Source organism: Amycolatopsis sp. NPDC051102 (assembly GCF_040682815.1).
GTDB lineage: Bacteria > Actinomycetota > Actinomycetes > Mycobacteriales > Pseudonocardiaceae > Amycolatopsis.
In genome coordinates this window covers 119100-140129 of the sequence record NZ_JBFBBT010000012.1, presented here as the reverse complement: position 1 = coordinate 140129, position 21030 = coordinate 119100, and the positions used below count along the sequence as shown (strand labels likewise).

Below are 21030 nucleotides of genomic sequence, written 5' to 3'. Positions count from 1 at the left end.
TATGCATGCTGTGGCACATGGCACTGGAGCACGCGATCCTCGTCTCGCTGTCCGAGCGCGCCGGCTCGGGCTACGAGCTGACCCGCCGGTTCGAGAAGTCGATCGGGCTCTTCTGGAGCGCCACCCACCAGCAGATCTACCGCGTGCTGAAGCGGATGGAAGAGGCCGGCTGGGTCGCCGTCGACGTCGTCGCGCAGGCAGGGCGGCCGGACAAGAAGGTCTACACCGTCAGCGACGGCGGCCGCGCCGAACTCGTCCGCTGGCTCGCCGAGCCCGATCCGTCCGCCGGGCCGGTCGAACTGGCCGTGAAGATCCGCGGCGCGACCTTCGGCGACCCCGCGAAGGTCGCCGAGGAGATCGTCCGGCACCGCGCGAGACACGCCGAACGCCTCGACGTCTACCGCCAGATCGAGAAGCGCGACTTTCCCGCGCCGGCGGCCCTGCACGGCCGCCACCTGCACCAGTACCTGGTCCTGCGCGGCGGCATCCGCGTCGAAGAGGGCCAGGTCGACTGGTTCGACGAAGTGCTCGCCGCCCTCAACCCGAAGGACGCCCGATGAGCCCGTACCCGAACCTGCTGAGCCCGCTCGACCTCGGCTTCACGACGCTGCGCAACCGCGTCCTGATGGGATCGATGCACACCGGCCTCGAGGACAAGGCCGCGCACTTCCCCGAACTGGCCGAGTACTACGCCGAACGCGCCCGCGGCGGCGTCGGGCTCATCGTCACCGGCGGGTTCGCGCCGAACCGCACCGGCTGGCTGCTGCCGCTCGCCTCGAAGCTGACGACGTCAGCCGAAGCAAACCAACACCGGCAACTGACCGCTCCGGTGCACGAAGCCGGCGGCAAGATCGCGCTGCAGATCCTGCACGCCGGCCGGTACGCCTACCATCCGCTGAGCGTGTCCGCGTCGAGCATCAAGGCGCCGATCAACCCGTTCCGGCCGCGCGCCCTCACCGGCTACGGCGTGCGCCAGCAGATCCGCGCCTTCGCCGACTGCGCCGCTCTCGCGCGCGAAGCGGGCTACGACGGCGTCGAGATCATGGGTTCCGAGGGCTACCTGATCAACCAGTTCCTGGCCGAGCGCACCAACAAGCGCACCGACGCCTGGGGCGGCACGCCGGCGAAGCGCCGCCGGTTCGCCGTCGAGATCGTCAAGCGCACCAGGGAAAAGGTCGGCGACGACTTCATCATCATCTACCGCCTGTCCATGCTCGACCTCGTGCCGGGCGGCCAGCGCTGGGAAGACGTCGTCGCGCTCGCTCGAGAAGTCGAGGCGGCCGGCGCCACGATCATCAACACCGGCATCGGCTGGCACGAGGCCCGCGTGCCGACCATCGTGACGTCGGTGCCGCGCGCCGCGTTCACCTGGGTGACCGGGAAACTCAAGCCGCACGTGGGCATCCCGGTCGTCACGTCGAACCGGATCAACATGCCGCAGGTCGCCGAGGAGGCGCTGAGCAGCGGCGACGCCGATCTCGTGTCGATGGCCCGGCCGTTCCTCGCCGATCCCGAGTGGATCCGCAAGGCCGAGAGCGGCCGCGAGGACGAGATCAACACCTGCATCGCCTGCAACCAGGCCTGTCTCGACCACGCCTTCAAGCGCAAGCTCGTGTCCTGCATGGTCAACCCGCGCGCCGGCCACGAAACCGAGCTGGTCCTCTCCCCGGCGCGGCGGTCGAAGCACGTCGCCGTCGTCGGCGCGGGCCCCGCCGGGTTGTCCGCCGCGACCGCGCTGGCCGAACGCGGGCACAGCGTCGAGCTGTTCGAAGCCGACGACGAGATCGGCGGCCAGTTCGGCATCGCGCGGAAGATCCCCGGCAAGGAGGAGTTCGCCGAGACCATCCGCTACTACCAGCGGCGGCTCGAAGTGACCGGGGTGAAGCTGCACCTCGGGACGCGCGTCGCCGCGAAGGATCTCACCGGCTTCGACGAGGTCGTGCTGGCCACCGGCGTCGCGCCGCGGGTGCCGTCGCTGCCCGGCATCGATCACCCGAAGGTGCTGTCCTACGTCGACGTCGTGAAGCACGGCAAGCCGGTCGGCGAGCGGGTCGCGGTGATCGGGGCCGGCGGCATCGGCGTCGACGTCAGCGAATTCCTGACGCACACGGCGTCCCCGGCGCTGGACCGCGCCGCGTGGATGGCCGAATGGGGTGTCACCGACCCGGAACAGGCGCCCGGCGGGCTCGGCACGCCGAAGCCCGAGCCGTCGCCGCGGCAGGTGTACCTGCTGCAGCGCAAGAAGTCCGGGATCGGTTCCGGGCTGGGCAAGACGTCGGGCTGGGTGCACCGGGCCGCGCTCAAGGCCAAGCGCGTCGAACAGCTGCCCGGCGTCACCTACGAACGGATCGACGACGACGGCCTGCACATCACCGTCGACGGCCGCGCGCGGCTCCTGGAGGTCGACACGATCGTCGTCTGCGCCGGTCAGGAACCCGTGCGGGACCTCGCCGACGAACTGCGGGCCGCGGGGCTGCCGGTGCACCTGATCGGCGGGGCCGACGTCGCCGCCGAACTCGACGCGAAACGCGCCATCGACCAGGGAACGAGGCTCGCCGCCGCGCTGTAGCCCCGAATGCGTCCGGCACACACCTTCTTTCCGGGGGTCCGGGTGGCGGAGCCCCCGGCTCGGGGCGCAGACCCGCTTGTTACTGGCAGGATGGGCCCCGTGCGAGACGTATGCGTGATCGGGCTCGGGCTGATCGGCGGGTCGCTGCTGCGCGCGGCGGCCGCCAGCGGCCGCACGGCGTTCGGCGCCGCGGTTTCCGAAGTGGACGCCGACGCGGCGAGCAGAGCGGGCTTCGACGTCACGACCGACGTCGAAGCGGCCCTGCACCGGGCCGCGGCCGACGACGCGATGGTCGTGCTCGCCGTGCCGCTGCCGGCCGTCGAGGACCTGCTGCGCCTGGTTTCCCAGCACGCGTCGCACTGCCTGCTGACCGACGTGACCAGCGTGAAAGCGCCGGTACTGGACGCGGTCCGCCGCCGCGTGCCGTACACGCGGTACGTCGGCGGGCACCCGATGGCCGGGACGTCGAACTCCGGCTGGCTGGCCGGTGACGCCGCGCTGTTCCAGGGCGCCGCGTGGGTGGTCACCGTCGAGGAGGACACCGACCTCGAAGCGTGGGCCGAGGTGGCGAAGTTCGTGCTGGACGTCGGCGCGCACGTGGTACCGCTGCCCGCGGAGTCGCACGACGAGGCCGTCGCCCGGATTTCGCACCTGCCGCACCTGCTGGCGGCGATCCTGGCCACGATCGGCGCCGAGGGCGGCCCGCTGGCGATGTCGCTGGCGGCCGGGTCCTACCGCGACGGCACGCGCGTCGCGGGCTCGAACCCGCAGCTCGTCCGCGCGATGACCGAAGGCAACCGGGACGCGCTGCTGCCGATCGTCGACGAGGCGCTCGGCCGGCTCGGCGCCGCCCGCGGCTCGCTGGCCTCGACCGGCGGGCTCGCGGCCACGATCAACGCCGGGTACGAAGGCGCGCAAGCGCTTGCCGCCAGCCTGGACGTCGAGCGGGCGGGCGTCCGGATCAGCCTGTCCGCGCCGGACGCCCGGCAGGGCCTGATCGCGCTCGGCGAGCGCGGCGGCCGGATCACCGGGCTGTCCGACGGGATTGCGACCGGCGAGGTCCAGTAGTTACCGCGGAGTGTCGGGTGTGTCGTCGAACTTGTTGAGGAAGTCCTTCGCCTTCTCGACACCGGTGTCGATCTGGCTGTCGTGGCCGGCGAACTTCGACTTCGCGAAGTCGGCGGCCTTGTCGAGGCCTTCCTCGATCTTGTCGTTGTGCTCGCGCAGGGCCTCTTCGGCCTTGCCCTTCAACGCTTCGAAGTCGATTCCCATGGGTGCATTGAACCGCACCCCCGTCACGTGCGCCGGTGGTACGGCAGGAACCGCCGGACGAGCCGCAGCGGCGTGCGTTCGGCCAGGTCGGGGCCGCGGACGGCGTCGAACGCCGACTCCAGCTGATCGACCACCCCGGACAGCTGCGGGGCGTCCGGCAGCGGCACCGACCGCGGCTCCCGCTGCTCCCGCACGGCCGACGCGAGCTCGCCGAGCGCGGCCGTCAGCAGCTCGACGTCGGCCGGGGCCGGCGGCGGCACGCCCCGCCCGATCGTCACGCCGACCTCGGTGACGGCGTCGGCGACGCGTTCCTGCGCGGCGATCACCGGCCACCACGCCACCGCCTGGCGGCCGTTCGCGGACGGTTCGACAACGACCTGCTGGAACGCCGTCCGCAGGTCGGCCAGGGCCCGGTAGGCGCCACGCCGGGCCCGGGACCGCGCCAGCCGCGCCTCTCCGGACGACGCCTCGGCCAACGCATGCGAGACGTACTTGGCGACCGCGTCCAGCCCGTCGGCGAGCCGGCCGCCGACCTGGGGACGCCGGCTGCCCGGCCACAGCAGGTAGCCGAAGACGAGCACGATCACGCAGCCCAGCGCGGTGTCGACCAGCCGCGCCACGACGACGTTCCAGCTCCCGGTGTTCGCCAGGTCCATCTGCAGGATGATCAGCGGTGTCACGAACGCGCTGAGGATGCCGTAGTTGCGCACCTTCCCGATCGCCACGCCGCCGGCGAAGAGCGCGATCAGCGCGACCAGGATCCAGCCGCGGCCGCCCGCGACGAGCACCAGCGCGCCGATCCCGACGCCGGCGAGGGTGCCGATCCCGCGCAGCACCGCGCGGCCGAAGACCGAGCCGAAATCGGGCTTGAGCACGATCCCGACGGTCAGGGTGATCCAGTAGGACCGCTCGAACGGCACCAGCAGCCCGACGACCTCGGCGATCGCGACGCACAGGGTCAGCCGCAGCGCGGCGATCCAGGTCAGCGGACCGGACGCCAGCGAGCCGGCCCACGTCCGCAGGCGCCGGTACCACGGCGTCGGCTCCCGGCGCTTGCGGTCGTCGCCCTTGCCGATCCGGACCAGCCCCGCGTAGAGGGCGGCGAGCAGCGGGTCGCCGTCGTCGGCCGGAGCCGGCGGCGGTTCCGGCAGCGGCTGGCTGGCCAGCACCGACGCGGACAGGGCGACGAAGTGGTCGATGACCAGCTGGGGCGGGCGGCGGCCGGCGTTGACCAGCGCCACCGACGCCTCGACCGCGGGCGTCGTCGCCGAAAGCAGGTTGAGCAGGTGCCGGTAGGCGGCGTCGCGGCCGGACAGCCACGAGCGCGCGGTGAGCAGCTGGTCGTAGGCGGTGTTCATGGCCGTGGTCAGCCGGTGGCGGGCGACCCGCGAGACGGCTTCGTCGGTCGCCGACAGCATCGCGGCCAGCTCGACGTAGACGTGGGCGACGGCGGTGCGTTCGGGGCTGGTCGCCCGGACCGTCCACGTCACGAGCGCGACCAGGAAGCTCCAGGCGGCGCCGAGGCAGAAGAAGCCGAAGAGGACTTCGACGCGCACACCGGTCGCGTGCTGCCCGGTGCCGAGCACGCAGAACACGAACATCTGCAGCCCGGCGACGGAGGCGTTGCTGCCCGCCGCGCTGATCAGCGCCGACACCGCGGCCACCAGGATCACCGCGGGCACGGACAGCGCCGGGGTGCCGCCGGTGAGCAGCCCGACCAGGTAGCCGGCGGTTGCCGCCAGGGTCGCACCGCCCAGCCGCCGGGCGCGGTAGCGGTAGGGACCGGCCGATTCGGACAGCACGGCGGGGAGCGCGCCGGTGGAGACGAGCGCGCCGACGGCGATGTCACCAGCCGCGTACGCCACGGCGAGCGGGACGGCCAGCGCGAAGACCGCGCGGGCGACCATGTTCCACGGCACCGGGACCGGCTTGCTGCGCAGCAGCTGGACGAGCCAGTGCGGCGCGGCGAGGTCGGGGCGCGGCGTGCTCACCCCCTCATCTTGACCTACGCTCCCGGAGACGATTAATTATCAATCTGTCAACAACGCGGGAGGTTCCGGTGGGCCGCAAGTACTCCTACGAGGTCAACCGCACGAGCAGCGCGTCCCCGGAGACGCTGTTCGCGCTCGAGGCGGACGGCCCGCGCTGGGCGGAGTGGGGAAAACCACTCATCGTCCAGGCCCGCTGGGCACGGCAGGGCACCGACGAGCCGGCCGGCGTCGGCGCGGTCCGCGAGGTCGGGCTCTGGCCGGTGCTGATCCGCGAGGAGACCGTCGAGTACGACCCCGGGCGCAAGCACGTCTACACGTTCTTCGGCGCGAACCCGATCAAGGACTACCGCGCCGAGGTGCTCTTCACGCCGACCGCGGCCGGCGGAACGCACCTGCGGTGGACCGGGTCGTTCACCGAACCGGTCCGCGGCAGCGGCCCGGTGCTGGCCGCGACGCTGCGCGCGGTGATCCGGCTGTTCTCCGCCAAGCTCGTCAAGGCGGCCGAAACCGGGCGGTGACCTCGGTGGCTCCGGCCACACAAGATCGCCCGGCGCAACGTTCGGCCCCTCCCCCGCGTCACTCTTTCGGGTAGTACACGAAAGGGGGGCAAAGTGCGGAAGCGCTTGACAGCCGTGGTCGCCGCGGCGGCATTGGCACTGACCGCGTGCTCGGGCCACGACACGGACCAGCGGGAGTTCGGCACCAGCCAGCCGAACCCGGCGCCACAGGGCGTGGGCCCCGGCGCGAAGACGGCCGGCCCGTACCCCTTCGGCACGGTGCAGCAGAAGGCGCCGGCGGTCCAGAACAGCCAGGTCGCCGCGGTCAAGCGGATCACGACCGACAAGCCGTACGTCTTCCTCACGATGGACGACGGCGCGGTGAAGGACCCCGACGCGCTGAAGCTGATGCAGCAGAGCCCGACCCACCCGGTGCTGTTCCTGAACCAGAAGTACGTGCAGGGCCACGAGGCGTACTTCAAGCAGATCCTCGACGCCACCGGCGCCACGCTCGGCGACCACACGGTCGACCACCCGAACCTCAAGGGCAAGCCGCTGGAGTTCCAGCGCAAGGAGATCTGCGACGACGCCGACGACTTCCAGCGCGGCCTCGGCACCCGCCCGACGCTGTTCCGCCCGCCGTTCGGCAACTACGACCAGAACACGCTGAAGGCGGCGGCGGCCTGCGGAATGCGCGTCGCGGTGCTGTGGACGGCCGCGGTCAACGACGGCCACGTCCAGTTCCAGGCCGGCGACAAGCTCAAGCCGGGCGACATCGTGCTGATGCACTTCCGCAAGACCTTCAAAGAGGACTACACGGCGTTCGTCGAGCAGGCCAAGAAGGACGGGCTGACTCCCGTCCCCCTGGCCGATTTCCTGGGCTAGCGGTTCTGTCCCGGTCGACATCGAAAGCCGGGCAACACCCCCGACGGCGGCGGCCACAAAGTGCACGGCCGCCCCTCGGCGGGCACCGCCCACCGTGACCCGGCCAGGCCCCGCAAGGTCGAGGGTCGCGCGAACCTCGGCTACAGCTACCTGCACACCGCCGGGATGTGACCCCTCCCGGCCGGCCTGCACCGAGATCCTGGCCGATGAGACCAAGGAAGCCGCGGCCGCGGCCGGACACACCTCACCCGCCGGTCAACTACCCTCCAGCCGCGTCCCCAAGCTCACGGGGCAATACAGCTAGAGCACGACCGTCGGCGTCACGACGGTCCGGCGGCACGACACGTCGCCGAGGTGCACCAGGATCTGCGTCGTCCCGCGCGGCACGTTGTCGAGCACGAAGCGGCCGCCTTCGTCGGCCGTCGTCGATGACGTGCCGTGCTCGGCCACGCGTACCTCGACGCCGTACTGGCCCGCCGGGACGAGCCAGCCGTCGATGCGGTGCAGCTTGCCCATCTTGGTCAGGTTGATCATCACCGTCAGGTCGCTGACGGTGAACGTGATCGTGCCGGTGCCGCCGCCGCGGACGCCGGCGAGGTTGTCCAGGCGCTCCCAGCGGGCGACCTCGACGTCGAGGTCCTCGAGGGCGAGCGCGAACTGGACCCGCTGCACCAGGTCGCCCGGTGGCGGGTCCAGTTCGTCGAGGAAGCGGCCGATGTCGGCCAGCAGCACGTCGTCGCCGAAGGAGGCTTGGCCCCCCGGCGCACCGAGGTCGTTCATCGGCTTCCCCCTTCACTGGTGAGGAGATCGCGCATCTGGTCGAGGCAGCGACCCCTGGTCGGGCCGACACTGCCGCGCGGCATGCGCAGCGCCTCGGCCACGAGCTGGTACTCCGCGCGGCCCGCGAGGACGGTCAGCCGGAGCAGTTCCTGACAGCGGTGGGGCAGCCGGACGAAGGCGCGCCAGACCCGGCGGTCGCGGTCGGCGCGGACGGCTTCGTCTTCGGGTGCCGGTTGGGTGCTCGGCATGGCTTCGGCGACCTCGTCGCTCAACGGCACCGGCTGCATGCGGCGGCCGAACGGGTGCGTGGCCTCGCGACGGGTGGTGGTGATCAGCCACGCGGCGAGGGCCTTCGGGTCGCGGAGCTTGTCGAGCTGGCTGAACAGCGCCAGCCAGACGGTCTGGACCACGTCCTCGGCGACCGAGCGGTCGAGCCCGTTGGCCCGGGCGACGTGCCAGAGGAGCGGGGTCAGCTCGTCGACGAGGCGGGCCATCGCCCGGCGGTCGCCTTCCTTGGCGGCCTGCATGCACGCGGCGTGCAGCTCGGCGCCGGTCAGGCCTTCCCAGGGCGGATCTACCTCTGTGGTTTGCACGTCGGTCACCGTAGCTGCCCCTCTTCGGAAGAGTCTTCGAGTCGGCAATGGCAGTATCGCGGGTCCTTCGGGGGGAAGGAGCGTGCAGGTGGATCTCGAATACATCAAGTCACTTACTTCGTCAGTGAGGCTTATTCAGCCGTCGCCCGCCGCATGACTCTGCGCCGATCAAGCGGCTCGCGCGCGGGGCGCGGCGGGCTAACCAGAATAAGCCTCAGTCGTGCACTACCGGTCAAATGGCGTTGGGGGAGGTACCGGCCGACGCAGGCGGGCAGGCCCGCGCCGACCGATACTCCCCTCCCTCAAGGGCCCGTTCCCCAACGGGCCCCGCCGGATGTCCCCTCCCCCGAAAGGCCATCCGGCCGACGGTGCCCGGCAGCCCCCTCGGCTCCCGGTCACCGCGTTTTCCCCGAACTCGACACCCCCTGTCGCGTTCTCCGTGCTCGGCTGCTCCACAGGACGCAGTGGGGGCACCCCCAGATACACGAACCGGCAGATTTTTTTGAAGATCGACGCAGGGCGGCTAACTGATCACGGGGAGTGCACCGGCGAGGGTGTTCGCCCACCGTGCGTATCCGGCCGGACCCGGGTGGAAGCGGTCGGACGCGAACGCGGCGGGGTCGAGCAGCGCGGGGTCCATCGGCAGGTGCGTGACGCCGGGGAGCCGCGCGAGGGTGGCGGCCGCGGCGTCGAGCGCTGCCGACCGCGCCGAGAGGACGTCCCGCAGCGGCCTCGGCAGCGCGGGGAAGCGGGCCATCGGCGGCACCCCGGCCAGCAGGACGCCGACCGGGCCCAGCCGCCGACGCAGATCGATCACCAGCCGCAGGAGGTCACGCCGGTAGCCCGCGGCCGTCCGGAGCTCGATGGTGTCGTTGACGCCGAGGGCGATCACGACCACGTCGGCCGGCCGGAGGAGCGGGACCAGCTCGGCGCGGACGGTCCGGGCGTTGGCGCCGGTGCGGCCGACCGCCTGCCAGCGCACCGCCCGGCCGCCGCGGGCCAGCTCGCGGGCGAGGCAGCCGGTGAGCGCTTCCTCGTGGTCCGCCGCGCCGACGCCGTCCACTGTGGACTCGCCGAGCACGGCCAGCCGGAGGGGCTCGCCGTCGCCGGGGACGAGCCCTTCCGTGGGGCCGGCCGCACCCGGTAGGCGGGGGGTCTTTCGCTTGACGTACAGCGCCTGCGCCAGGATCACCATTCTTCGAAGCTAGCCGTGTGCGATCGAAACCTTCGCCCTGATCAGCGTGGGGTCCGCCACGGCGTCCAGCAGGTAGGCGGCGACGTCGGCCCGCCGGATGGTGAAGGTGCGGACGTTCCCGTCGAGCCGACTCGCGACCTTGCCCGTGCGCGGGCCGTTGAGCAGCATCGGCGGCCGGACGACCGTCCAGTCCAGGTCGGTCGCCGTGACCAGGGCCTCCATCGCGAGCATGTCCGCCCAGCCGTGCTTCAGGAAGGTGTTGAGCAGCGGCTTCACCAGCGTGCGCGTGAAGAAGCCGTCCCCTTCGGTGTGCATGCCGCTGGCGCTGACGACCAGCAGGCGCTTGGCCCCGGCTTCGATCGCCGCGCGGGCACCGTCGGCGCAGACCGTGGTCGGCCCGCGGTCGCGGGAGCCGACCGCCGAGATCACGGCGTCGCGGCCTTCGACGGCGGCCGCCAGCTTCTCGTGCTCGTGCAGGCCCGCCACGACGACCTCGGCCGGCAGTTGCAGGCGGGCGGGGTCGCGCACGACGGCCGTCACGTGCCAGCCGCGGTCCAGTGCCTGCTTGACGACCTCGCCGCCGACGCCGCCGGTAGCCCCCAGAACGGTGATCCGCATCGGTTTCCTCCTCGGTTAGTGAACACTCACCAGGTAGGGTGAGTGTTCACTAACCACGCTGAGAACGCACTCAGGGAGCCGCCATGGGAAGCCGCGAAGAGATCGTCGCCGCGGCCGCGAAGGTAATGCGCGAGCAGGGCTACGCGCACGCCACGACCAAGGTCATCGCGCAGACCGCCGGCTACTCGGAGGCGATGCTCTACAAGCACTTCCGCGACAAGACGGACCTGTTCCTCAGCGTCATGGGCGAAGAGCTGCCGTCGCTCGGCGCCACCCTGGGCGAGCTCACCGCCGACCCCGGCCGGGCGCCGCTGCGGGACAACCTGGCCCGCGTCGCCCGGCTCGGCCTCGCCTTCTACGCCGAAGGGTTCCCGATCGCGGTCTCGGTGTTCTCCTCGCGGGAGCTGCTGCGGTCGCACCGCGAACGGCTGGGCGAGCACGGCCCGCACGTCCTGCTGCAGGGCGTCGCGGGCTACCTGCGGGCCGAGCAGGCGCTGGGCCGGATCAAGCCGGACACCGACGTCGAAGCGGCCGCGTCCCTGCTGCTCGGCGCGTGTTTCCAGCAGGCGTTCCTGGCCGCGTTCCACGAACGCGAGCCCGCCGACCTAGCCGGCCGGCTGGCGGACACGCTGCTCGCCGCACTCTAGGCGTTCTTCTGCTCACGGAGCTTGTGCCAGCGCTCGTACATGCCGTTGAGCTCCTCGAGCATGAACGACAGGAAGTCGCGCATCTCGGCGAGCCGCTTGCCCGAGGGGGTGTCCGCGCCGAGCGCATCTACGCCGTTCTCGGCCGCGTCGCGCCACATGGTGATCATGCGGTCGCGCTTCATGAACGTGGCGTACCAGAGGTCGTCGTAGAGGCGGTAGTGGTCGCGGCGCTCGCCGGGCTCGCGCTCCTTGGCGACCAGGCCGATCTGCTCGAGGTAGCGCACGGCGCCGGACACGGCGGCCGGGCTGACCTGCAGCTGCGAGGCGAGGTCGGCGGCGGTCAGGCGGCCTTCGTCGGTGGTCATCAACGCGGCGAACACCCGCGCGGGCATGCGTTGCATCCCGATCTGCGACAGCACGAGCCCGAGGCTCTCGACGTACCGGCGGACGGCGTCTTCATCTCGCTTCGTGTCAGGCGTCGTCATCGGACCATCCTCCCGTACCCGCCCCCCATGATCACTTGATCTAGACATTTTCTTAACTTCACAACTTCTTGAAGCAAGTGTAGCTTCCGAACCATGGAAAACGCCATTTCGGTCATCGACCTGCACAAGTCGTTCGGCCGGACCAAGGCCCTCGACGGCCTGGACCTGCAGGTACCCGCCGGGGAGGTGCACGGCTTCCTCGGCCCCAACGGCGCGGGGAAGTCGACCACCGTCCGGGTGCTGCTCGGCCTGCTCCACGCGGACTCGGGGGACGTCCGGCTGCTCGGCGGCGACCCCTGGAAGGACGCCGCGAGCCTGCACCACCGCCTGGCCTACGTGCCCGGCGACGTCAACCTCTGGCCCAACCTCTCCGGCGGCGAGGTCATCGACCTGCTCGGGCGCCTGCGCGGCGGACTGGACGAGAAGCGCCGGGCCGAGCTCATCGAGCGGTTCGACCTCGATCCGAAGAAGAAGGGGCGCACGTATTCGAAGGGCAACCGGCAGAAGGTCGCCATCATCGCCGCCCTCGCCTCGCGGGTCGACCTGCTGATCCTCGACGAGCCGACGTCCGGCCTCGACCCCCTGATGGAGGCGACGTTCCAGTACGCCATCCAGGAGGAACGCGAGCAGGGCCGGACCGTGCTGCTCTCCAGCCACATCCTCGCCGAGGTCGAGGCGCTGTGCGACAAGGTCAGCATCATCCGGAACGGCCGTACGGTGGAGTCCGGCACGCTCGCCGAGCTGCGTCACCTGACCCGGACGTCGATCACCGCCGAGCTCGCCGGCCCGCCGAACGGGCTCGCGAAGCTGGCGAACGTCCACGACCTCAAGATCGACGGCAACCGCGTCCGCTTCGACGTCGAGACGCGCTCGCTCGACGAAGCCCTGCGGCAGCTCACCGAGGTCGGCGTCCGCAGCCTGGTCAGCCAGCCGCCGACGCTGGAGGAGCTGTTCCTGCGCCACTACACGACCGAAGCGAGCGCGAAATGACCGCGACGCTCTCGCGTGCCGAAGCCGAAGCCGCGCCTGCGCACGAACTGGCCGGCACCTGGCACCTGACCCGGCTCGCGCTGCGGCGCGACCGCGTCATTCTGCCGATCTGGATCGTGCTGCTCAGCGTCGTCCCGGCGAGCACGGTCAACACGTTCACGCAGTTCTACCCGACCGTCGCCGACCGGCTCGCGCTGCAGGCGGGCGCGAACGCCAACCCGTCGTACGCGCTGCTCTACGGCCCGCCGTTCGACCTGACCACGGCCGGCGGGTTCATCGCCTGGCGCATGTCCGGATTCCTCGCCCTGCTCACCGGCCTGATGGTCGTCTTCACGGTCACCCGGCACACCCGCGCCGAGGAGGACACCGGGCGCGCGGAGCTGCTCGCGTCCGCGGTGGTCGGCCGGTACGCGGCGCTGACGGCGTCGCTGCTGGTCGCCGGCGGCGCGAGCGTGCTGACCGGGCTGATCCAGGCCGGCACCATGATCGGCGCCGGCCTGCCCGCGGCCGGTTCGCTCGCCTTCGGCGCGTCGGAAGCGCTGGCCGGGCTGGTGTTCACCGCCGTGGCGGCGGTCGCCGTCCAGCTGGCCGGGTACTCCCGCACCGCCAACGGCATCGGGACCGCCGTGGTCGGCGCCGCCTTCCTGCTGCGCGGCGCCGGGGACTCCACTGTGGACGCCCGCTGGCTGTCCTGGCTGTCGCCGATCGGCTGGGTCCAGCAGGTCAGGGCGTTCGCCGGGGAACGCTGGTGGGTGCTGCTGCTGCCGGTCGCGCTCGCGCTGGTGGCCGGCGCACTGGGGTACTGGCTGCTGCCCCGCCGCGACGTCAGCGTCGGCATCCTGCCGCCGCGACCCGGCCCGGCCAGGGCGGCGGCGAGCCTGCGGTCGCCGCTCGCGCTGGCCTGGCGGCTGCACCGGGGTCCGCTGCTCGGCTGGCTCATCGGCGTGGCCGTGGTCGGCGCGGTGTTCGGCTCGATCGCCAGCGGCATCGGCGACCTCGTCGGCTCGAGCCCGCAGGCGCAGCAGATCTTCGAGCGGCTCGGCGGCAGCCACGCGCTGACGCAGGCGTTCCTCGCCGCGATGGCCGGGATGTTCGCCATGGTCGCGTCGCTCTACGGCGTCCAGGCGGTGCTGCGGATGCGCGGCGAGGAGACCGCGATCCGGCTCGAACCGGTGCTGGCCACCAGCGTCGGCCGGCTGCGCTGGGCGGGCAGCCACCTCGTCTTCGCCTTCTTCGGCACGGCGGCCCTGCTGCTGGTGGGCGGGCTGTTCATGGGGCTGGCCAACGGGTTGCGCACCGGCGACACCGGCGGCTCGATCGCGGACACGCTCGCCGGGATGCTCGTCCAGCTGCCCGCGGCCTGGGTGGTGGTCGCGCTGGCGGTGGCGATCTTCGGGCTGCTGCCGGGCTTTTCCGCGGCAGCCTGGGCGGCCGGCGCGCTGGCGCTGCTGCTCAGCCTGTTCGGGCCGGTCGTCAACCTGCCGCAGGCGGTGCTGGACGTCTCGCCGTTCCAGCACCCGCCGAAGATCCCCGGCCAGGCGTTCACCGCGACGCCGCTCGCCTGGCTCCTGGCGGTCACGGCCGTCGCACTGGCCGCCGGGCTGCTCGGCTGGAAGCGCCGCGACGTCGGTTAGCTCGGGCTCAGTTCCCGGTCCGGCCCGACCAGGAGCTGCACCTGCGGTCCCGCCTTCCCGCAGGCGGGGCCGTTCGGCTCGCTGTAGGTGGGGGTGACGTCGACGGTGTGCGGCTTGCCGTCGTCGAACCGGACGGTGACCCGGACCGGTTCGGCGGGCAGGCCCGGGACGTCGGCGAAGCCGTGGAGACCGCCGGTCGGCACCATCGACGCGCCGCAGGCGCTGTCCGGGCCGGTGCCGGCGCAGGTCGACGCGCCCGCGGTCGTCTCGGGCGTGAGGTCGACCGTCCGGTCGACGCACTGGCCGCGCCAGCACGCCTGCAGCGTCGCGCGGGTGATGCCGGCGGGCGCCGGGATCGTCAGGCTGATCCCGGTGACGTAGCCGATCGCGGGACAGGCGGTCACGGGCCCGGCGCAGCCGGCCGTGCCGGCCACGGCGAGGGCGATCCAAGGGAAAGCGCGCATACCGGCCAGACGGGCCCCGCGGCCGCCCGGTTGCATCATCAGTCGCGCCAGCCGGAGGTCAGCGGGAAGGCGGGCGACGCCGACGTCGGCGTGCCGGAGGTCGCCGTCGTCGCCGGCGGCACGGTGACCTCGACGACGCTGGTGGTGGTCGTGGGCGGCGACGTCTCGACCGCCGTGACGGTGGACGGCGGCCCGGACTCGGTCACCGTGACGGGCACGGCGGAAACGGTCCGGGTCGGCGGCGGATCGGGGGTCTCGGTGGTGCGCGGCGCCGGCCGCCCGGCGACGAGCAGCGCAGCGACCAGCAACCCGGTGGCGAATCCCGCCAGCCCGGTCACCGCGGCGGAACCCCAGGTAGGACGGCCGTTCATCCGGGCACCCCCTCGCCACGCGCAGCGCAGGTACGAGGACTGACTCGCGTTGATCTTACGTCTTGTTACCGGAACCGCATCTTGAGTCTGGTCGACGCAACTTTGTTGCGCCGAGCCGACGCACATGCCAGCTTGGAGAAATGGGGGTGCTCGGACACCGCGACTTCCGCCGCCTGTGGCTGGCCGATCTCGCGAGTCAGCTCGGCAGCCGGATCGACGTGCTGGCGGTGCCGCTGCTCGCGGCCACCGCGGTCGGCGCGTCGGTGTTCGAGGTGTCCCTCCTGCGGACCGCCGAGACCCTGCCGTACCTGGTGCTCGGCCTGCAGGTCGGTGCGTGGTGCGACCGGATGCGCCACCGGCCGGTGCTGATCGCCGCGGACGCCGGGCGCGCGCTGCTCATCGCGTCGGTCCCGGCCGCCGCCCTGTTCGGCGCGCTCGGCCTGGTCCAGCTGCTGGTCGTCGTCCTCGGAGCCGGGCTGCTCGGCGTGTTCTTCGACATCGCCCACCAGACCTACGTGCCGCGGCTGGTGCCGCGCGAGGAGCTGCCGGAGGCGAACGCGCGGCTGCAGACGAACCGCTCGATGGCCGCGGTCGCGGGTCCCGGCCTGGCCGGGCTGATCGTCCAGGCCCTCGGCAACGCGACGGCGCTCGCCGTCGACGCCGCGAGCTACCTGTGGTCGGCTTGCTGGCTGCGCCGCATCGCGACGCCCGACGCGCGCCCCGCTCGGCGGGAGCGGCGGCTGCTGCGCGAAATCGGCGACGGCCTGCGGGTGGTCCGGAGCGACCGCATCCTGCTGGCCATCAGCGCGCACGCCGCGGTGTCGAGCTTCTTCCAGTCGGCCCACCTGGCGATCGTGGTCGTCTTCCTGTCCCGCGACGTCGGCCTTTCGCCGTGGGCGATCGGGCTGCTCGGCACGGCTTCCCTGACCGGCGCCCTCGCCGCCGGCCTCACCGCGGGACGCCTCGGGGCGCGGATCGGCCCGGAGCGCGCCCTGCCGGCCGCGGCGGTGCTGTTCGGCCTGGCGTACCAGCTCTACCCGTTCACCGGGCCCGGCTGGGCGCTCGCCTGCTACGTCACCGCCGGATTCTTCAGCAGCTACAGCGTGATCGTGCTGAGCGTGTTCGGTGCCGCCTACCAGCAGACGGCCGCGCCACCGGAGCTGCTGGGCCGGGTCAACTCGGTCACGCACACCTTCACCCTGGGCGTCGTCCCGCTCGGCAGCCTCCTGGGCGGCGCGCTGGCGAGTTCGCTGGGCATGCGCGTCACGCTGCACATCGCGGCGGCGGGCGTCCTCGCGGCCGCGGCGGTCATGCTGTGGTTGCCGCGGCGGCACGCAGGCCGTCGAGGACCACGCGGAGCAGGTGCTCGGTCCCGGGCGCGTACCGCTCGACGGCGAGGCAGCCGACGATGAGCGCACGCAGGTCGTCGCCGTCGATGTCCGCCCGGACGGCCCCGGCGGCCTGGGCACGGGCGAGCAACTCGGCGAAGGCGGCGCGGAACTCGTCGCCCGCCCCGGCCTTGAACGCGTGCCCGGAGGACTCGGCGAGCGCGTCGCAGATGGCCCGGTTGAGGGACGCCTGCCGGATGACGCGGACGAAGTAGTCGAAGAAGACGGCACCGGGCTCGTCCGCGGTCGCGAGTGCGCGGGCTTCCTCGGCGAACTGCTGGATGCGGTCGAGGACGACGGCCTGGAACAGCGCTTCCTTGCTGGGGAAGTGCCGGTAGACGGTCCCCGCCCCGACGCCGGCCAGCCGCGCGATGTCGTCGAGCGGCACGGCCAGGCCGTCAAGCGCGAACGCCTCCTCGGCGGCGGCCAGCACCTTGGCCCGGTTGCGCCGCGCGTCGGCGCGCATCTTCTCCATCACCGTCTCCTCGTTGCCACCGGCAGGGCGTCCTCCGCCGCAGCAAGCGGGTCCGCCGTTCCGATTCCAACGTCCGGTCTCGCCGGAGAATTCCGCGGCCGCACAGCTCAGGGCGTGGTCGCCTGCTGGCTCGCCGGCGGGATGAACAACCGCTCGAACGTGCTCACCGTGTGCGCCCACACCCCCGGCACCAGCAGCACGCCGAGCAGCGCGAACACCGGGAAGATCAGCCGCTTCTCGACCTTCTTGCCGGTCCGGAACCGCAGCACCTTCGGCGGCCGGATCTCGTACCACGTCTCGCCCGCGATCGGGACCGGGAAGAGGAACGGGCAACCGGCCTCGGTCAGGGCGTCGCCCAGGCAGTGGGTCAGGCAGCCCGCCGCCACCGCGATGCCCAGCCAGCCCGAGATCGACGCCAGTTCGCCCGTCCGGTCGGGCGGGGCCGTGAAGAACCACCAGGCCACCGCCGCTCCGCTCACCGGGAGGAGCCAGTCGCCCAGCGCGCCTTCGGCGAGCATCAGCCCGAAGATCACCACGCCGACGACGGCCCACGGACCGCCTTCGGTCGTGCCCCACGACGTCAGCAGGCCCAGGCCGGCCGCGAAGAGGACCGTGTGGGAAAGGTGGCGGTGCTTGCCGGTGACCTTCTCGTCGCGCGGGCCCTTGGTCAGCGCGTAGATCCCCGCCGAGACGCGGCGCAGGAGCCAGGACAGGGCGCCCGTCAGCCAGCCCAGGAGGCGGGACGCGCTCGCACCCGGGTGGTCGAGGTCGGGCAGCAGAGCGAACCCCGCCGTCGTCGCCGCGAAGACCACCGCCTGGTGCACCGAACCCGCCCCGACCGCGGGCGCCAGCGCCAGGCCCGCGCACCAGCCGGTCAGGGCATGCGTGCGCCCCATCATCGTGCCGTCCCCCAGGTCCGCGAACGAAAATCAGTTCGCGGAACCGTAGCGGGCGGTCAGGCTTGGGGGTCTTCCGACACGCTCAGGTGTTCGGCCACGCCGGTGAGCTCGATCACGCGGCTCACCGCGGGGCTGGGGACGACCGCGAGTTCGACGTCCTGCTCGCCGGCCTGGCGTTGTGCGCGGAGCACCACGTTCAGCGCGGAGGAATCGAAGAAGGTCACCCCGGTCAGATCGGCCACGACCCGCTGCGCGCGCTTGTCCGCGATCAGCCCCGCCAGGGCCTCCTGCAGCTGCGGGCTGGTCAGCAGATCGAGCTCGCCGGTGACCACCACCCGGGGCTCCGTCGCGTCGGTGTCCAGCGTGATGCCGAACCCGGGCGGGGTGGCGTTCTGGTCGGCTGCGGGCATGCAGTTTCTCCTCGTCAGGCGCTGCTCCTGCGCCGGGTACGCGCCTGTCGTCTCAAGCGGCATCCGTGTCACCGTGCCTTCCGCGGCCCGGGGCAGGACCCCGCACCGGACACGGTCAAGGCAACTCCGGGGCCAACCCTAACCCAGGAAGCGACCGCGCCCGCCACGGCCGCCGCCCTTTCGCCTGCAGTGCTCACCAACGATCAAATCCTGCCTGCTCAGCGCGCTGCTCAGTGCGCACTCATCGTGTTGCGCGCCGCGCGGCGCTGGCGCAGGAACAGCTGCCGCCGTTCGATCTCGCCGAGGCCGCCCCAGATGCCGTACGGCTCCTGTACGGTCATCGCGTGCGTGCGGCACTGCGCCAGGACGGGGCACGTCTGGCAGATGGCTTTGGCCCGCGACTCGCGGCGCTCCCGCGCCGAACCCCGCTCGTTGTCGGTGTGGAAGAACAGGCTGCTGTCCGCACCCCGGCACGAGCCGCGCAGCTGCCATTCCCACTCTTCAGCAACCACGTTGGGCAGCCGGCTCACGTCAGCCATGTCGTCCCCGCCTTTCCCAGGATCTCCCGTGTCGACCGCTACATGCCCGCCGGTGGAGGGGATCAAACCCGGGTTTGGTTTGCTCACACCACGGGCATCTCGCTGCCGGGCGTGGAGGACACCGCCGATCACCTGGAGCGCGAGTGCGGAGAAAGGAACAAACGTGGAGGACAACGCCCCGCTCGTCCCGGAAGGCGCGCAGGTCATCGAGGTGCGGACGGCAGCGATCCCGCACGTCGTGCCCACCCTGCGGACCATCGTGGCCGACATCGCGATGCGCCAGGACTTCGACCTCGACGCCGTCGAGGACCTCCGGATGGCGGTGGACGAAGCCTGCTCGCTGTTGCTGCCCGCCAGCGCGGACGGCCGGCTGACCTGCGTCTTCTCGTGGAACGGCCCGCGCATCGAGGTCTCCGTGTCGGTGCTGGCCGACAGCGCCGACCACGAGGACGACGCCGGCCTGTCGTGGCAGCTGCTCACCGCCCTCGCGACCACGGCCGAGCGCACGATCACCCCGGAGAACGGGCGTTACCTGTCCCGGGTCGACCTCGTCCGGGAGAGCCAGGCGGCGGACTCGTGAGCGATCCCGCCGGGAGCAGCGGGAACGACCTCGACGTCGGCGCGCTGTTCACCCAACTCGCCGCCCTGCCGGCGAACTCGCCGGAGCGGGAGCGCATCCGCGACACCCTGGTGCGGGCGCACCTGGAGCTGGCGCGCAACCTCGCCCGGAAGTTCCGCAACCGGGACGAGGCGATGGAGGACCTGATCCAGATCGCCACGGTCGGGCTGATCCACGCCGTCGACCGGTTCGACCCCGGGCAGGGGACGGACTTCCTGGCCTTCGCCGTGCCGACCATCTCCGGGGAGCTGCGGCACCACTTCCGGGACAACAGCTGGTCGGTGCGGGTGCCGCGGCGGCTCAAGGAGCTGAACGCGAACATCTCCGCCGCGCGCGAAGAGCTCACCGTGCAGCTGTCGCGTGCCCCGAAGCCGAGTGAGATCGCGGCCCGGTTGGGGGTGCCCGTCGAGGACGTCTTCGAGGGACTCCGCGCCGGTCAGGGCCGCTACGGCGCGTCGCTGGACCACCTGCTGGAGAACGCGGCGCACACGCGCTTCGGAGCGCCGGACGCCGAGCTCGGCCAAGCCGAGCTGCGCGAGGCGCTGCGCCCGATGCTGGAGAGCCTGCCGGAGCGGGAACGCAAGATCGTCGCGCTGCGGTTCGGCTCGGGGATGAGCCAGTCGGACATCGCGCGCCGCGTCGGGGTGTCCCAGATGCAGGTGTCACGGCTACTCGCTGCGACGCTCAAGAAGCTGCGCACCGGGCTGGACGAATCCGAGCTGGCCGACGGCACCTGATTAGCCGAACGACCGCCTGGGTATTTGGCGGGCGGTACCGAACTCACTGGGAGGGGGACCGGATGACGACGTCGAGAATGCCGCAGCGGACAGCTGCGCCGGCCGCCCCGCTGAGAGTGCTCCTTCCCGCCGACGTCACCGCTCCGGCGCTGGCGCGGCACGAGGTGCGGAACAAGCTGCTCGGCCTCGGCCTGCGGGAGTGCCAGTTCGACGACGTCCTGCTGGCGACCTCGGAGCTGGTCACGAACGCCTTCGAGCACGGCGACCGGCCGCAGCGGCTCGAGCTGGAGTACGACGGCGGACGCCTGACGCTGCGGGTGCACGACACCGGGCGGCAGCTGCCCGAGCTGCGGGCGCCGTCGCCGGCCGAGGCCCGCAGCCGCGGGCTCGTCCTGGTGCAGGCGCTGTCGCTGGACTGGGGCTTCGAACGCTGCCCCGGCGGCAAGTACGTCTGGGCGGTCTTCCAGCTGCCGCCCGCCTGATCAGCGCAGCTTCCGCGCGGTGTCGGTCTCGCCGATCCGCTCCCGGAACGGCTTCCGGTCGAGGGCGTCGACGATCGCGTCCAGCAGCGCCCGCAGCGAGTACGGCAGCTCGGCCTCCAGCGTCTCCGCCGCCTCGGTCGTCGCCGCCCACTCCGCCTCGATCAGCGGCAGCAGGTCGCGGGTCTTCGCGGTGAGCGACACGATCCGCTGCCGGGCGTCGGCGCCCGGCTCGAGGGTGACCAGGCCGGCCCGGCTCATCTGCGCGACGGTCTGGCTGGCCGCCGAGTGCGTCACGCGCATCTCCGCGGCGAGGTCGCGGATGGCCAGCGGGCCGCGGGCCAGCAGCGCCCGCACCACCGGCGAGTACCGCGGCCGGTAGCCCTCGAGGCCGATGTCGGCGAGGAACCGGGCGACGTCGCCGTCGAGGATCTCCAGGACGTGCCGCATCCGGGTCCCCAGCCCGTCCGGACCCGAAGTCATGGCCATGACG

The 21030-nt window shown here is 72.2% G+C and carries 26 protein-coding genes; 12 read left to right on the top strand and 14 right to left on the bottom strand.

Annotation, left to right across the window (positions count from 1 at the left end; all coding sequences use genetic code 11):
- Window positions 1-17 precede the first annotated feature (17 nt).
- The 3 genes from AB0M93_RS30195 to AB0M93_RS30185 all read left to right on the top strand — a co-directional run bounded on the left by AB0M93_RS30195 (window position 18) and on the right by AB0M93_RS30185 (window position 3637).
- The gene (locus AB0M93_RS30195; RefSeq protein WP_364279245.1) at window positions 18-560 is read left to right on the top strand and encodes a PadR family transcriptional regulator; all 543 of its coding nucleotides are present in this window, start codon (window positions 18-20) and stop codon (window positions 558-560) included.
- A complete protein-coding gene (locus AB0M93_RS30190) occupies window positions 557-2569 on the top strand; it encodes an NADPH-dependent 2,4-dienoyl-CoA reductase (RefSeq protein WP_364279242.1) in 2013 nt (670 codons plus the stop codon). Before AB0M93_RS30195 ends, AB0M93_RS30190 begins: the two co-directional genes overlap by 4 nt.
- A gap of 114 nt (window positions 2570-2683) precedes the next feature.
- Window positions 2684-3637, top strand: a complete 954-nt coding sequence (locus AB0M93_RS30185; protein WP_364279567.1) for a prephenate dehydrogenase — start codon at window positions 2684-2686, stop codon at window positions 3635-3637.
- Here AB0M93_RS30185 and AB0M93_RS30180 read toward each other — a convergent pair whose 3' ends face one another.
- The gene (locus AB0M93_RS30180) at window positions 3638-3841 is read right to left on the bottom strand and encodes an antitoxin (RefSeq protein WP_191312519.1); all 204 of its coding nucleotides are present in this window, start codon (window positions 3839-3841) and stop codon (window positions 3638-3640) included.
- Between the two features lie 23 nt (window positions 3842-3864).
- A complete protein-coding gene (locus AB0M93_RS30175; protein ID WP_364279239.1) occupies window positions 3865-5832 on the bottom strand; it encodes an FUSC family protein in 1968 nt (655 codons plus the stop codon).
- A 68-nt stretch (window positions 5833-5900) separates the two neighbouring features.
- Here AB0M93_RS30175 and AB0M93_RS30170 point away from each other — a divergent pair, with 68 nt between their 5' ends.
- Together AB0M93_RS30170 and AB0M93_RS30165 are read left to right on the top strand one after the other, a co-directional pair.
- The gene (locus AB0M93_RS30170; RefSeq protein ID WP_364279236.1) at window positions 5901-6350 is read left to right on the top strand and encodes an SRPBCC family protein; all 450 of its coding nucleotides are present in this window, start codon (window positions 5901-5903) and stop codon (window positions 6348-6350) included.
- A gap of 114 nt (window positions 6351-6464) precedes the next feature.
- Window positions 6465-7214 carry a polysaccharide deacetylase family protein gene (locus tag AB0M93_RS30165; protein WP_364279564.1) on the top strand — a complete coding sequence of 250 codons (750 nt, stop codon included), beginning with the start codon at window positions 6465-6467 and terminating at the stop codon, window positions 7212-7214.
- 300 nt (window positions 7215-7514) lie between these two features.
- Here AB0M93_RS30165 and AB0M93_RS30160 read toward each other — a convergent pair whose 3' ends face one another.
- From AB0M93_RS30160 to AB0M93_RS30145, 4 genes are all read right to left on the bottom strand, one after another.
- Window positions 7515-7994: a hypothetical protein gene (locus AB0M93_RS30160; RefSeq protein ID WP_086843812.1), complete on the bottom strand. Its 480-nt coding sequence runs from the start codon at window positions 7992-7994 to the stop codon at window positions 7515-7517.
- Window positions 7991-8596: a sigma-70 family RNA polymerase sigma factor gene (locus AB0M93_RS30155; protein WP_364279233.1), complete on the bottom strand. Its 606-nt coding sequence runs from the start codon at window positions 8594-8596 to the stop codon at window positions 7991-7993. The genes AB0M93_RS30160 and AB0M93_RS30155 overlap by 4 nt, the downstream gene beginning before the upstream one ends.
- 514 nt (window positions 8597-9110) lie before the next feature.
- Window positions 9111-9782, bottom strand: coding sequence for an SGNH/GDSL hydrolase family protein (locus AB0M93_RS30150; RefSeq protein WP_364279230.1), 672 nt, complete (start codon window positions 9780-9782; stop codon window positions 9111-9113).
- Between the two features lie 9 nt (window positions 9783-9791).
- Window positions 9792-10400: an NAD(P)-binding oxidoreductase gene (locus AB0M93_RS30145; RefSeq protein WP_364279227.1), complete on the bottom strand. Its 609-nt coding sequence runs from the start codon at window positions 10398-10400 to the stop codon at window positions 9792-9794.
- A gap of 83 nt (window positions 10401-10483) precedes the next feature.
- Between AB0M93_RS30145 and AB0M93_RS30140 the strand changes: the two genes are divergently transcribed.
- Window positions 10484-11047, top strand: a complete 564-nt coding sequence (locus AB0M93_RS30140) for a TetR/AcrR family transcriptional regulator (protein WP_364279224.1) — start codon at window positions 10484-10486, stop codon at window positions 11045-11047.
- On the opposite strand, the gene AB0M93_RS30135 is transcribed toward AB0M93_RS30140, so the two are convergent.
- Window positions 11044-11532 carry a MarR family transcriptional regulator gene (locus tag AB0M93_RS30135; protein ID WP_364279223.1) on the bottom strand — a complete coding sequence of 163 codons (489 nt, stop codon included), beginning with the start codon at window positions 11530-11532 and terminating at the stop codon, window positions 11044-11046. The two genes, AB0M93_RS30140 and AB0M93_RS30135, sit on opposite strands and share 4 nt — an antisense overlap.
- Before the next feature lie 93 nt (window positions 11533-11625).
- Here AB0M93_RS30135 and AB0M93_RS30130 point away from each other — a divergent pair, with 93 nt between their 5' ends.
- A complete protein-coding gene (locus AB0M93_RS30130) occupies window positions 11626-12522 on the top strand; it encodes an ABC transporter ATP-binding protein (protein ID WP_364279220.1) in 897 nt (298 codons plus the stop codon).
- On the top strand, window positions 12519-14156 hold the full coding sequence (locus AB0M93_RS30125) for an ABC transporter permease (protein ID WP_364279217.1): 1638 nt from the start codon (window positions 12519-12521) through the stop codon (window positions 14154-14156). The genes AB0M93_RS30130 and AB0M93_RS30125 overlap by 4 nt, the downstream gene beginning before the upstream one ends.
- Here AB0M93_RS30125 and AB0M93_RS30120 read toward each other — a convergent pair.
- Together AB0M93_RS30120 and AB0M93_RS30115 are read right to left on the bottom strand one after the other, a co-directional pair.
- Complete coding sequence (locus AB0M93_RS30120) at window positions 14153-14620, bottom strand: hypothetical protein (RefSeq protein ID WP_364279215.1); 468 nt, start codon at window positions 14618-14620, stop codon at window positions 14153-14155. The genes AB0M93_RS30125 and AB0M93_RS30120 overlap by 4 nt on opposite strands.
- A gap of 38 nt (window positions 14621-14658) precedes the next feature.
- A complete protein-coding gene (locus tag AB0M93_RS30115) occupies window positions 14659-14991 on the bottom strand; it encodes a hypothetical protein (RefSeq protein WP_364279212.1) in 333 nt (110 codons plus the stop codon).
- Window positions 14992-15131: 140 nt separating this feature from the next.
- Between AB0M93_RS30115 and AB0M93_RS30110 the strand changes: the two genes are divergently transcribed.
- Window positions 15132-16403 carry an MFS transporter gene (locus AB0M93_RS30110; RefSeq protein ID WP_364279210.1) on the top strand — a complete coding sequence of 424 codons (1272 nt, stop codon included), beginning with the start codon at window positions 15132-15134 and terminating at the stop codon, window positions 16401-16403.
- Here AB0M93_RS30110 and AB0M93_RS30105 read toward each other — a convergent pair.
- The 4 genes from AB0M93_RS30105 to AB0M93_RS30090 form a co-directional block, all read right to left on the bottom strand.
- A complete protein-coding gene (locus AB0M93_RS30105; protein WP_364279207.1) occupies window positions 16300-16854 on the bottom strand; it encodes a TetR/AcrR family transcriptional regulator in 555 nt (184 codons plus the stop codon). The two genes, AB0M93_RS30110 and AB0M93_RS30105, sit on opposite strands and share 104 nt — an antisense overlap.
- A gap of 107 nt (window positions 16855-16961) precedes the next feature.
- Complete coding sequence (locus tag AB0M93_RS30100; protein WP_364279561.1) at window positions 16962-17750, bottom strand: metal-dependent hydrolase; 789 nt, start codon at window positions 17748-17750, stop codon at window positions 16962-16964.
- Between the two features lie 59 nt (window positions 17751-17809).
- On the bottom strand, window positions 17810-18163 hold the full coding sequence (locus tag AB0M93_RS30095; RefSeq protein ID WP_003078104.1) for an STAS domain-containing protein: 354 nt from the start codon (window positions 18161-18163) through the stop codon (window positions 17810-17812).
- A 230-nt stretch (window positions 18164-18393) separates the two neighbouring features.
- Window positions 18394-18702 carry a WhiB family transcriptional regulator gene (locus tag AB0M93_RS30090; protein WP_364279204.1) on the bottom strand — a complete coding sequence of 103 codons (309 nt, stop codon included), beginning with the start codon at window positions 18700-18702 and terminating at the stop codon, window positions 18394-18396.
- Window positions 18703-18865: 163 nt separating this feature from the next.
- On the opposite strand from AB0M93_RS30090, the gene AB0M93_RS30085 reads away from it, so the two are divergent.
- From AB0M93_RS30085 to AB0M93_RS30075, 3 genes are all read left to right on the top strand, one after another.
- Entirely contained in the window at window positions 18866-19282 is a 417-nt protein-coding gene (locus AB0M93_RS30085; protein ID WP_364279201.1) for an anti-sigma factor, read from the top strand.
- Complete coding sequence (locus AB0M93_RS30080) at window positions 19279-20058, top strand: SigB/SigF/SigG family RNA polymerase sigma factor (protein ID WP_364279198.1); 780 nt, start codon at window positions 19279-19281, stop codon at window positions 20056-20058. The genes AB0M93_RS30085 and AB0M93_RS30080 overlap by 4 nt, the downstream gene beginning before the upstream one ends.
- A 62-nt stretch (window positions 20059-20120) precedes the next feature.
- Window positions 20121-20540 carry an ATP-binding protein gene (locus AB0M93_RS30075; protein ID WP_364279195.1) on the top strand — a complete coding sequence of 140 codons (420 nt, stop codon included), beginning with the start codon at window positions 20121-20123 and terminating at the stop codon, window positions 20538-20540.
- On the opposite strand, the gene AB0M93_RS30070 is transcribed toward AB0M93_RS30075, so the two are convergent.
- Window positions 20541-21026: a helix-turn-helix domain-containing protein gene (locus AB0M93_RS30070; RefSeq protein WP_364279193.1), complete on the bottom strand. Its 486-nt coding sequence runs from the start codon at window positions 21024-21026 to the stop codon at window positions 20541-20543.
- Between the last annotated feature and the right edge of the window lie 4 nt (window positions 21027-21030).